This window comes from Micromonospora matsumotoense (assembly GCF_900091525.1).
Lineage (GTDB): Bacteria > Actinomycetota > Actinomycetes > Mycobacteriales > Micromonosporaceae > Micromonospora > Micromonospora matsumotoensis.
In genome coordinates, this window is record NZ_FMCU01000006.1 from 228,825 (window position 1) to 240,688 (window position 11,864).

The following is an 11,864-nucleotide window of genomic DNA, read 5'->3' on the forward strand; positions in this document are numbered from 1 at the left end:
GCCGATCCGGGCCCGGTCCCCGCCGGGGTCACTCGCCGGTGACGCCGTCGAGGCGTTCCCGGAGCAGGTCGGCGTGGCCGTTGTGCCGGGCGTACTCCTCGATCAGGTGGAGGTAGACCCAGCGCAGGCTGAAGGTTCGTTTCTTGGCGCCGACCTCGGTGAACGTCTCGTCGAGCGAGCGCCCGGCGGTGGCAGCCCGGGCCAGGGCGACCTGCTCGTGGTAGATGGCGAAGTCGGCCTCGGCGTCGGCGTGGCGCACGTCGAGGTCGGCGTCCGGGTTCTCGGGGGTGCCGTACGGGTAGTCGAACTGTTGCCCGGCGAAATTCTCCCGGAACCACCAGGACTCCACCTCGCCCAGGTGGCGGACCAGGCCGAGCAGGGTCAGCGTCGACGGCTGCACGCTCGGGGTGCGCAACTGCTCGCCGGTCAGCCCGGCACACTTGAGCAGCAGGGTCTGCCGGTGGTAGTCGAGCCAGCTCTCCAGCATGGCCCGCTCGTCGCCGACGGGGAGCTCAGGGGTCCGGGTGATCTCCGGTGCACGCCAGGTCATGTCCGGCATCCTTGTCGCCCGGTCCGACATTCCGCGACCGAGATTCGTCGCGCCGCCGGCGGCACCACCCGGCCAGGATGCCCGGCGGTGACCCGGGAGGGAACCCGGGCGGCAGCGGTCGCCGACCCTGTCCCCGGTCAGGGCACGACGAGGACCGGCCAGCGGCCGGTGCGGACCAGGCGGGTGGCGACCGAACCGACCAGCCGGTGCCCGGCCTGCGCGGAGGAGCCGACCACCACCAGGTCCGCCCGGGACTCGTCGGCCGCCGCGCGGAGTTCGGTGTACGCGTCGCCGCGCCGGCACAGGAACGTCACCGGCAGGCCCAGCTCCTCCGCGCCCCGACGGCACTCCTGCCGCAGGTCGGCGGCGAGTTCGTCGTGGGTCTGCTGGACCGCCCCGGCCACCACTGCCGGCATCAGGGAGGCGTAGCCGGCCGGGGCGCTGACGAAGACCACCACCAGCCCGGCATGCTGCCGACGGGCCAGCCCCGCCGCGTACGAGGCGGCCCGCAGCGAGGTCCGGCTGCCGTCGACGCCGACCAGCACCACCCGGGGGCCGTCGGTGCCGCGCTCGAACTCCAGCGAGCGGGCCTGCGGGCCGTACTGTTCACGCTCGACGGGGATGCTCACCGGTCAGTCCCGGGTCCCGGTGCGGACCACCGCCGCCCCGGCGCCTGCGGCGACGGTGGACTCCTGCGTGACGGTGTCGGTCAGGGCGTCCCCGGTGTGCTGGCGCAGCGGGATCTCCTTGATGAAGATCACCGCGATCAGGGCGATCAGCCCGAACGGGGCGGCGGCCAGGAAGATATCCCCGGCGCCGTGGCCGTAGGCGCTCTCCACCACGGTGCGGATCGGGCCCGGCAGGGCGTGCACGTTCGGCAGCACACCGCCGCTGCCCGAGGCGCTGGCCGGGATGCCCAGCGCGGTGAGGCCGTCGGCGATGTAGTCCTTGACCCGGTGGCCGAGCACCGCGCCGAGCACGGAGACGCCGACCGCGCCGCCGAGGCTGCGGAAGAAGGCCACCACCGAGCTGGCCGCGCCGAGCTCGTGGGTGTCGACGGTGTTCTGCACGGCGAGCACGAGGTTCTGCATGGTCATGCCGAGCCCGAGGCCGATCAGCGCCATGTAGATGGCGAGGTGCCAGTACGGGGTGTCGTAGCGGATCGTGCCCATCAGGGCGAACCCGGCGGTGAGCAGGGCCGACCCGGCGACCAGGTAGCGCTTCCACCGGCCGGTCCTGGTGATGATCCGACCGACGACGACGGAGGAGACCAGCAGGCCGAGGATCATCGGCATGGTCATCAGGCCGGACATGGTCGGGCTCGCACCCCGGCTGATCTGGAAGTACTGGCTGAGGAAGACCGAGGCGCCGAACATCCCCACGCCGACGGCGATGCTGGCGACGACGGCGAGGGTGATGGTCCGGTTGCGGAACAGCCGGGGCGGGATCATCGGCTCGCTGGCCTGGTTCTCCACCCGGACGGCGAGCACACCGAGGGCGACCGCACCGGTCACCATCACGGCGCTCTGCCAGGAGATCCAGTCGTACTTGTCGCCAGCCAGGGTGACCCAGATCAGCAGCAGCGACACGGCGGCGGTGATCAGGGTCGCGCCCCACCAGTCGATCTTCACCTGGCGCTTGACCACGGGCAGGTGCAGGGTCTTCTGGAGCACCACCAGGGCGGCGATGGCGAACGGCACGCCGACGTAGAAGCACCAGCGCCAGCCGAGCCAGGAGGTGTCCACGATGACGCCACCGATCAGCGGGCCGCCGATGGTGCCGAGGGCCAGCACCGCGCCGAGGTAGCCGCTGTACCGGCCCCGCTCGCGGGGCGCGATCATCGTCGCCATGATCACCTGGGCCAGGGCGGTGAGGCCGCCCGCGCCGACGCCCTGGAGCACCCGGCAGGCGATGAGCTGCTCGGTGGACTGGGACAGGCCGGCCAGCACGGAGCCCAGCACGAAGATGGTGAGGGAGAGCTGGACCAGGATCTTCTTGCTGGTCAGGTCGGCGAGCTTGCCCCAGATCGGGGTGGTCGCGGTGGTCGCCAGCAGGGTCGAGGTGACCACCCAGGTGTAGGCGGACTGGCCGCCCTTGAGTTCGGTGATGATCCGCGGCAGCGCGTTGGAGACGACCGTGGAGGAGAGGATCGCGACGAACATGCCCAGCAGCAGTCCGGAGAGGGCCTCCAGGATCTGCCGGTGGGTCATCTCGACGCCGGTCGCCCTGCTGGGCGCTGTCGCCTGGGTCATCGTCGCTGCCTCCGATGGGTGGTGAAAAGGGTGCCTCAGGCAACCGTAGGCTTTCGTTGCCTCAAGCAACAACCGGACGTGACATGGCTCTATTCCCCTCGCCCCGGGTCGGGGGAGGGGCGTGACGGGGTCAGAAGGTCTCGTTGAACCGGTGCATCAGGCGGGCGAACTCCTCGACGTCCCGCTTCGGCCAGGTCTCCATGGATCGGGTGATCTGGTCCATCCGGGCCGACCGGGCCGCGTCGAAACGCCGGCTGCCCTCCTCGGTCAGGCGCAGCTGCGCCGCCCGCCGGTCGGCCGGGTCCGGATCGCGGCGCACCAGCCCCAGCGTCTCCAGCCCCTGGATCTGCCGGCTCAACGTGCCCTTACCGATGCCCAGCAGGACCGCCAGGTCGGTGAGCCGGGTCGAGCCGGACCGGCGCAGCCAGAGCAGCAGGCCGTACGCGTTCGGCTCCAGGTTGGGGTGCACCTCCCGGGCGATCTCCAGGGAGAGTGCCCGCCCCCGGCGGAGCAGCGCGGCCAACTCGTGCTCCAGCACGCGCATCGTCTCCGGCAGATGATCGTCCACGGCACCGAGCGTACGTGCCGTCCGTCACTTCGCCGAGGAGAGTTTCTGCCGGGCCACCTCGCGCAGGTGCCCGTCGCTGGTGGTGCCCTCGATCAGCACCTCGGCCTCCCGCCCGGTGTGGCGCAGCGTGCTCACCGCGTTGCCGAAGTACGGGCCGGCCAGCTTCTTCCAACGCACCGTCGGGCGGCGTACCCCGGCGGAACGGGCCAGCGCCCGGGTGGCCGCCGCCGGCCCGGAACTCCAGCCCAGCTTCATCAGCGGGCGCATCGCCGCCGGCACCTGGTTGTGGATCGGTGAGCAGGTGAGCTGGTGCACCGGGGTGCGTACCGCCGGATCGTCGAACCGGGCCCGGGCCACGTACGAGTGGTGCACGTCGCCGGAGAGCACGCTGATCGACGCCGGCGCCGGGTACGCGGGCCCGGCGCCGACCCGGTCCCCGGCGGTGCCCGGGGCACCGCTGCCCAGCCGGACGAAGAGCGCGCCGAGGGCGTCGAACGAACGGCGGAACGCGGCCCAGTGCTCCAGGTCGAGCGCCCGGCGCAGCTTCTCGGCCAGCCCGGCGACCCACGGTTTGCCGGAGTCCGCCAGCCGCTCGTTCCACGCCTCGACGTGGTGGATGCCCGGCGGCAGCAGCCAGGGCAGCGACGCCCCGATCACCAGGTGGTCGTAGACGCCGTGGGCCCGGTCCAGGAACCAGGACCACTCACCGGCCGGCAGCATCGACCGCCCGCCCGGTTCGAGCACCCGGCTGCACCGGTTGTCCAGCATGACCAGCCGGGTCCGGCCCAGGTCCAGCGCGTAGCTCCACTGGTACTGCACGGCCCGCCAGCGCTCGGTGTCGTGCGCCTCGTCGGCCTCGGAGTCGACCCGCTCGCCGAACTCGCGCAGCACGTCGGTGGCGTCCTCGGCGGCGACCACCTTGGCATAGAGCGGGTCGGCGGCGATCTCGTCCGGGGCCAGGTTGCCCAGGTGCTGGTAGACCCAGTAGGAGGCCAGGCCGCTGCGGATCCGCTCGGCCCACCAGGCCTGCTGGCGCATGTCGGCCCGCCACGACTTCGAGGTGTTCCAGTCGTCGATCACCTCGTGGTCGTCGAAGATCATCACGCTCGGCACGGTGGAGAGCAGCCAGCGGATCTCCGGGTCGCGCCACGACTCCAGATAGAGCTTGGTGTACTCGTCGAAGCTCACCACCTGGTCGGCCGGGGCGTCCTGCGGCCGCCGCCGACGCCGCTTGAGCAGCCGCTTGACCGTGGGCGACGTGACGTCGGCATAGACCTGGTCGCCGAGCAGCACCAGCAGGTCGGGCTGCGCGTCCCGGTCGGGCGCGGCCATCAACCGCCGGGCGTACGCGTCCAGCGCGTCCGGGGGCAGCCGCCGGGTGGTGTTGTGCTGGGTGGTCTCCCGGCACGATCCGAAGATCAGGCTGACCGGCTGGTCCCGGTCGTCGGCCGCCCTGGTCCGGATCACGCTGGGTGGGAAGCCGTCCCGGGCCACCGGCCAGACCAGTTCGTCGTCGACCAGCACCTCGTAGCTGGTGGTGTGGTCCGGGGCGAGCCCCTCCACCACCACCAGCGCATAGTGGTGGTCGTACGCGGAGAAGGTGGGCGCGGAGCCGGTGACGCCCTCGGCCGTGCGGACGGTGACCACCGCGGGCCCGCTGGTCTCCACCCACACCGTTGCCCGGGTGCCGACGACCCGGCGCAGCAACGGGCCGATGAGCAGACGGGGCTCGGGCATGGGTGGCACCTCCGAGGAGAAGACGATTCATCTTTTCTACCCCGTGGGTCAGTGGGTCACCCCCGGCAGCGGCGAGCGTACCCGCAGCTCGCTCAGGTCCGGAGGCGGTGAGTGGGACGCCGCCGCCGGCATCTGACAGGATTTCGGCATGACGGACTACCTCCTCGTCGCACTGGCCCTGCTCGGTGTGCTGATCCTCGGCGGCCTCGGCCTGGTGGTGCCCCGGTTGCGCCGGCGTGGCGAACCCCCGCTGCCGCAGACCGAGGTCGACACCCGGGCGGAGGAGGACCTGGCCGGCCCACCCGTCGAGGCGGCGGAGTCCGACCTGTCCACCGGTGTCCTGGTCGAGCCGCCGGTCGTCGCGGCCCCGCCGCTGGAGGTCCCCGAGCCGACCGCCGGCCGGCTGGTCCGGCTGCGGTCCCGGCTGGCCCGCTCGCAGAACGCCTTCGGCAAGGGCCTGCTCGGCCTGCTCGCCCGCGACCACCTCGACGAGGACGCCTGGGAGGAGATCGAGGACAGCCTGATCACCGCCGACGTCGGCATCGACGCCACCCGGGACATCGTCGACCGGCTCCGCGAGCGGACCCGGGTGCTCGGCACCCGCTCCGCCGGTGAGCTGCGTGACCTGCTCGCCGCCGAGCTGGTCACCGCGCTCGACCCGGGCCTGGACCGCTCGCTGCGCACCACCGGCCGCGACGGCATGCCGGCGGTGCTGCTGGTGGTCGGGGTCAACGGCGCCGGCAAGACCACCACCTGCGGCAAGATCGCCCGGGTGCTGGTCGCCGACGGGCGCTCGGTCACCCTCGGCGCGGCCGACACCTTCCGGGCCGCCGCCGCCGACCAGCTGGAGACCTGGGGCGGCCGGGTGGGCGCGGAGACGGTCCGGGGCGCGGAGGGCGCCGACCCGGCCAGCGTGGCCTTCGACGCGGTCCGCCGGGGCATCGACGCCGGCACCGACACCGTGCTCATCGACACCGCGGGCCGCCTGCAGAACAAGATCGGCCTGATGGACGAGCTGGGCAAGGTCAAGCGGGTGGTGGAGAAGCACGGCCCGATCGACGAGACCCTGCTGATCCTGGACGCCACCACCGGGCAGAACGGGCTGGAACAGGCCCGGGTCTTCACCGAGGTGGTGAACGTGACGGGCGTGGTGCTGACCAAGCTCGACGGGACGGCCAAGGGCGGCATCGTGATCGCCGTACAGCGCAAGCTCGGCATCCCGGTCAAGCTGGTCGGTCTCGGCGAGGGCGCGGACGATCTGGCCCCGTTCGACCCGGCGCAGTTCGTCGACGCGCTGCTCGGCACCGAGCCGCTCGCCCGGGACGCGTAACCTCGCGGTGAGCAACGACGATCGCGCGTACGCCGGGTGGCGTGACCCCCGCCATGCGGCGCCGGGCCTGGGGAGACCGTACGTGACCTCGCAGGAGATCCCGCTGCACGGTGGGAACGTGAGCACCGTGGTCCGGGTCGGCGACACCGTCCGGCGCAACGCCGGCCCGTGGACGCCCTCGGTGCACGCCCTCCTGCGCCACCTGGAGTACGTCGGGTTCACCGGCGCTCCCCGGGCGCTGGGCATGGACGAGCGCAACCGGGAGGTGCTGTCGTACCTGGAGGGGGAGTGCGGGGAGTACCCGCTGGCCCCGCACTGGGTCACCGACGAGGCGCTGGTGACCGTGGCCACCATGCTGCGGATGTTCCACGACGCCCAGTACGGTTTCGCCCCGCCGCCGGGCGCGGTCTGGCGCTCGTTCGGGCCGCCGCCGCCGGACACCGAGGTGATCTGCCACCACGACGCCGCCCCGCACAACGTGATCTGGCGGCCGGACGGCACCCTCGGCCTGATCGACTTCGACCTCGCCTCGCCCGGCGCCCGGATCTACGACGTGGCGTACGCGGCGTGGACGTGGGTGCCGATCTTCGCCGACCGGGACTCGATCACGCTCGGCTGGAAGCGCCCGGACCGGCCCCGCCGGCTGCGCCTGTTCGCCGACGCGTACGGGTTGATCCCCCGGGACCGGCACCGGCTGATCCGGACCATCCGCAAGCGGATCGTCGACCACGTGGAGGGCATCCGGCGGATGGCCGCGGCGGGTGAGCCGGCGTTCGTCCGGATCGTGCACAAGGGTCACCTTCGTCGCCCGATGCGCGACCTGCGCCTGCTCGACTACGAGCGGCACGCGTTGGAGCACGCCCTGCGCTGAGCCTTCTACGCGCCGGGCCCGGCAACTCCGTGCACGCCGGGGCCGGTGACCCCGCGCGTCGATCACCCGGACCACCCCTCCGATTAGTCACCATCGAGGAAAGAGTGGCCGTTCGTTGCCGAACGGCCACTCTTTCGTTTTCCGATTTTCATGATCGAGGTTCTTCACACGCCGGAAACAACCCGTCACGTGTCGGAAATCGAGGGGTGTCGGTGCAGGAAACAGCGGCCCACCAAGCTCTCGGCCAACCGGCGTACGGGCGACGCTGCCCCGGAAGCCGCGAAGGAGGGAACTTCACCTTTAGGAGGCCAGCGTGCCTGAAGCACCGACGATCGACGGCGGCAACACCGTTTGGCTGCTGGTTTCGACCGCTCTCGTGCTGCTCATGACCCCGGGACTGGCGCTGTTCTACGGCGGCCTCAACCGGGCCAAGGGCGTGCTCAACATGATGATGATGAGCTTCTCCGCCATCGGGCTCATCTCTGTTCTGTGGTGGTTCTACGGTTTCAGCATCGCCTTCGGGACCGACGTCAACGGTTTCTGGGGCGACCCCGGTGCCTACCTGGGCACCAAGACCTTCCTCGCCGAGACCGACCTGTGGGGCGCCACGGCGGAGAACCCCAGCGGCATCGGCGTCCCGCTGTACGTGTTCATGGCGTTCCAGATGGTCTTCGCGGTGATCACCGTCGCGCTGATCAGCGGCGCGATCTCGGACCGGGCCAAGTTCGGCGGCTGGCTGCTCTTCGCCTTCGGCTGGGCCACCCTGGTCTACTTCCCGGTCGCCCACTGGGTGTGGGGCGGCGGCATCATCGGCGCCAAGATCCACGCGTTGGACTTCGCCGGTGGCACCGCGGTGCACATCAACGCCGGTGCGGCGGCCCTCGCCGTCGCCCTGGTGCTCGGCAAGCGGCTCGGCTGGCCGCGTGAGGGCATGAAGCCGCACAACATCCCGCTGGTCGCGCTCGGTGCCGGTCTGCTGTGGTTCGGCTGGTTCGGGTTCAACGCCGGGTCCGAGCTGACGGTCGACTCGGTCGCCGGGTTGGCCTTCATCAACACCCAGCTCGCCACCGCCGCGGCGGTGCTCGGCTGGATCGCGGTGGAGTGGATCAAGGACAAGAAGCCGACCATGGTCGGTGCCTCGTCCGGTGCCGTCGCGGGTCTGGTCGCCATCACCCCGGCCTGTGGTTTCATCGCCCCCTGGGCGGCAGTCCTGCTCGGCATCGTCGCCGGTGTGGTCTGCGCGCTGGCCATCAGCCTGAAGTACAAGCTCGGCTACGACGACTCGCTCGACGTGGTCGGCGTGCACTTCGTCGGTGGCTGGATCGGGTCGCTCTGGCTCGGCCTGTTCGCCACCAACTCGGTCAACGCCGCGATCAGCGACGTGGTCGGGGCCTCCGACGGCCTGTTCTACGGCGGCGGCGTCACCCAGTTCGGCCGCCAGGCCCTCGCCGGCCTGATCGTGACCGTCTGGTCGTTCGGTGTCGCCTGGGTGCTCGCCTTCGTCATCGACAAGACCCTCGGGTTCCGGGTCAAGGCCGACGACGAGGTCGAGGGCATCGACATCTCCGAGCACGCGGAGAGCGGCTACGACCTGTCCCCGAGCACCGGCGGCGCCGGTGGCGGTGGTGGGGCGTTCGCGATGGCCGGGCTCACCCCGGCCGGCGCGAAGCCGGCCTCCCCGGGGGCACCCGAGCCGGCCGGCGCGCCGGTGGACGAGAAGGTCGCGCGTTAACGTTCGGAGAATGGAGGGCTTGGACATGAAGCTGGTGACCGCGGTCATCAAGCCGTACCAACTGGACGCGGTGAAGGAGGCCCTGCACGCCCTCGGCGTTGCCGGTCTGACCGTCAGCGAGGTCCAGGGGTACGGACGTCAGAAGGGGCACACCGAGGTCTACCGGGGTGCCGAGTACACGGTCGAGTTCCTGCCCAAGATCCGGGTCGAGGTGCTCACCGACGAGATGGACGTCGACAAGGTGGTCGACGCGATCGTGGCCGCCGCCCGGACCGGCAAGATCGGTGACGGCAAGGTCTGGGTGACCGGCGTGGAAGAGGTCGTCCGGGTCCGTACCGGCGAACGCGGCCTCGACGCCCTGTAGGAGGACCTACCAGATGACCCCGTCGACCACGAGGAACGCGTCGGACGACACCGGCGACGGAGACAGGAAACTCGTGGTCGACGGGGTCATCGGGGTCCCCGCAGGAATCGGGGAACCGGCCCGGGTGGGGCGCGCGGAGGCCTTCGACGGATGGCTGCGCGGATTGCTGCCGGGGCGGGAGGGCATCGCGCTGATCGCCGTCGGCGGCCTCGGCCGTCGACAGTGCGCCCCGTACGGCGACCTCGACCTCGTGCTGCTGCACGCCGGGGTGGCCGGGGTGGACGAGTTGGCCGCCTCGCTGTGGTATCCGATCTGGGACGCCGGGGTCCGCCTCGACCACTCCGTGCGCACCCTCGCCGAGGCGCTGTCGGTGGCCCAGGACGACGTCAAGGTCGCTCTCGCCCTGCTCGACGCCCGCTTCGTCGCCGGTGACCGGGCCCTCGCCGACACGCTGACCCGCACCGCCACCGACCACTGGCGGCGGACCGCCGTCCGCCAACTGCCCGCCCTGCGGGAGATCACCGACCTGCGCTGGCGTACCCATGGCGAGCTGGCCTTCCTGCTCGAAGGCGACCTCAAGGAGGCCGCCGGCGGACTGCGCGACGTGGGCATCCTGCGGGCCATCGCCACCGCCGGGATCACCGACGCGCTGCGTCCCGCCGTCCGCGCTGCCCACCTGCGGCTGCTGGACACCCGCGACGCCCTGCACCAGCAGGTGGGCCGCCGGGTCGACCGGCTGGTCGCCCAGGAACGCGCCGGGGTGGCCGCGCTGCTCGGCCTGCGCCAGCCGGCGTCCGAGGTCGCCGACCCCGGGGCGCGGGCGGAGGCCGGCGACGGTGACGCCCTGCTGCGTCGGGTCGCCGGCGACGCGCGCACCGTCAGCCACGCGCTCGACGACGCCTGGCGGGCCGCCGACCGGCTCCGCTCCGGCCGCCGCCGGGGCGCCGACGGCCGGCCGCTGCGCCGCCCGGTGGCCCGGGACGTGGTCGAACACGACGGGGAGCTGGTGCTCGCCCGGACCGCCATCGGGGCCCGCCCCGACCCGAGCCTGTCGCTGCGGATCGCCGCCGCGGCCGCCACCAACCGCCTGCCGATCGCGCGGGCCACCTGCGAGTGGCTGGCCGCGTACTGCCCGCCGCTGCCCGCGCCCTGGCCGCCGGCCGCCCGGGCCGCGTTCATCACCCTGCTCGGTGCCGGCCCCGGCCTGGTGCCCGCCTGGGAGACCTGCGACCGGTACGGCCTGGTCGACGGCTGGCTGCCCGAGTGGACCCGGCTGCGCAGCCTGCCGCAGCACAACCCGGTGCACCGGTTCACCCTCGACCGGCACCTCGTGCAGACCGCGTACGAGGCGAGCCGGCACACCCGCGACGTCGAACGCCCGGACCTGCTGTTGATCGGCGCGTTCCTGCACGACATCGGCAAGGGGCTGGACGGCGACCACTCGACCGTCGGCGCGCCGCTGGCCGAGGCGGTGGCCGCCCGGATCGGCCTGCCCGCCGAGGAGGCGGCGCTGATCGGCACGCTGGTGCGGCTGCACCTGCTGCTGCCCGACGTGGCCACCCGCCGCGACCTGTCCGACCCGAAGACGATCGCCGGTGTCGCCGAGCGGGTCGGTGACACCACCACCCTGGAGCTGCTGCACGCCCTGGTGCTGGCCGACGCCACCGCGACCGGCCCGGCCGCCTGGTCCGGCTGGAAGGGCCGGCTGATCGCCGAACTGGTCGCCCGGGTGCGGACCACCCTGGACACCGGCGTGGTACCCGCCCCGCCGGCCCCCGACCCGGCGCTGGTCGCCGGGCCGCTGCCCGTCGTGCACCTGACCGAGGACCGGGTGGCGGTGGCCGCGGCCGACCGGCGGGGGCTGCTCGCCACGGTGGCCGGCTGCCTGGCCCTGCACCGGCTGGACGTGATCTCCGCGGACGCTGCCACGGTCGACGGCCGGGCGCTGGTCGAGTGCCGGGTGCAGCCGCGCTACGGGCTGGCCCCGGACCCGATCGCGCTCAGCGCCGACCTGCGCCGCGCGGTCGTCGGCGACGTCTCGGTCACCCAGCGGCTGCGCGGCCGGGCCCTGGCCGCCCGGAGCGGGGGCGCGGCCCCCCGGGTCGTCTGGCACCGGGAGGCGGCCACCGACGCGGTGCTGCTGGAGTTACGGGCCGCCGACGCGGCGGGTCTGCTCTACCGGGTCGCCTGCGCGCTGGACGAGGCCGGGGCGCAGGTGCGCGCCGCCCGGATCTCCACTCTCGGCGGCGACGTGGTCGACGCGTTCTACCTGGTCGGTGGCTGGCCGTCGGACGAGCAGCGGGCCAGCGTCGAGACCGCCGTCCTCGCCGCGGTGTAGGACCGCGCCGCGACGGCGGCCCGACACGGTGCTTGTCCACGGGTGGACGCCCGGCGGCAGCGGGGTGCGCCCACCGCAGTGTGGACGACCCGGTGCTGGTCGCTTCCGCGCGGTGTGGTGCG

10 protein-coding genes are annotated in these 11,864 nt (G+C 72.6%); 5 read left to right on the top strand and 5 right to left on the bottom strand.

Annotated elements, in window-relative coordinates:
- Positions 1-28: 28 nt before the first annotated feature.
- From GA0070216_RS14970 to GA0070216_RS14990, 5 genes are all read right to left on the bottom strand, one after another.
- Positions 29-550 (bottom strand): DinB family protein, encoded by a 522-nt coding sequence (locus tag GA0070216_RS14970; protein WP_091245832.1) that lies wholly within the window; start codon positions 548-550, stop codon positions 29-31.
- Positions 551-687: 137 nt separating this feature from the next.
- Positions 688-1,179, bottom strand: coding sequence for a universal stress protein (locus GA0070216_RS14975; protein ID WP_176738971.1), 492 nt, complete (start codon positions 1,177-1,179; stop codon positions 688-690).
- Between the two features lie 3 nt (positions 1,180-1,182).
- Entirely contained in the window at positions 1,183-2,802 is a 1,620-nt protein-coding gene (locus GA0070216_RS14980) for an MDR family MFS transporter (RefSeq protein ID WP_091245837.1), read from the bottom strand.
- A gap of 130 nt (positions 2,803-2,932) precedes the next feature.
- Positions 2,933-3,370 carry a MarR family winged helix-turn-helix transcriptional regulator gene (locus GA0070216_RS14985; RefSeq protein ID WP_245722511.1) on the bottom strand — a complete coding sequence of 146 codons (438 nt, stop codon included), beginning with the start codon at positions 3,368-3,370 and terminating at the stop codon, positions 2,933-2,935.
- 24 nt (positions 3,371-3,394) lie between these two features.
- On the bottom strand, positions 3,395-5,107 hold the full coding sequence (locus GA0070216_RS14990; RefSeq protein ID WP_091245839.1) for an alkaline phosphatase D family protein: 1,713 nt from the start codon (positions 5,105-5,107) through the stop codon (positions 3,395-3,397).
- 148 nt (positions 5,108-5,255) lie between these two features.
- Here GA0070216_RS14990 and ftsY point away from each other — a divergent pair, with 148 nt between their 5' ends.
- The 5 genes from ftsY (at position 5,256) to GA0070216_RS15015 (ending at position 11,742) form a co-directional block, all read left to right on the top strand.
- Entirely contained in the window at positions 5,256-6,437 is a 1,182-nt protein-coding gene (gene ftsY / locus GA0070216_RS14995; protein WP_091245842.1) for a signal recognition particle-docking protein FtsY, read from the top strand.
- 7 nt (positions 6,438-6,444) lie between these two features.
- Positions 6,445-7,308: an aminoglycoside phosphotransferase family protein gene (locus GA0070216_RS15000; RefSeq protein WP_176738972.1), complete on the top strand. Its 864-nt coding sequence runs from the start codon at positions 6,445-6,447 to the stop codon at positions 7,306-7,308.
- Between the two features lie 313 nt (positions 7,309-7,621).
- Entirely contained in the window at positions 7,622-9,040 is a 1,419-nt protein-coding gene (locus tag GA0070216_RS15005; protein WP_091245845.1) for an ammonium transporter, read from the top strand.
- 25 nt (positions 9,041-9,065) lie between these two features.
- Complete coding sequence (locus GA0070216_RS15010) at positions 9,066-9,404, top strand: P-II family nitrogen regulator (RefSeq protein ID WP_067307311.1); 339 nt, start codon at positions 9,066-9,068, stop codon at positions 9,402-9,404.
- Positions 9,405-9,417: 13 nt separating this feature from the next.
- Positions 9,418-11,742 carry a [protein-PII] uridylyltransferase gene (locus tag GA0070216_RS15015; protein ID WP_091245848.1) on the top strand — a complete coding sequence of 775 codons (2,325 nt, stop codon included), beginning with the start codon at positions 9,418-9,420 and terminating at the stop codon, positions 11,740-11,742.
- Positions 11,743-11,864 lie beyond the last annotated feature (122 nt).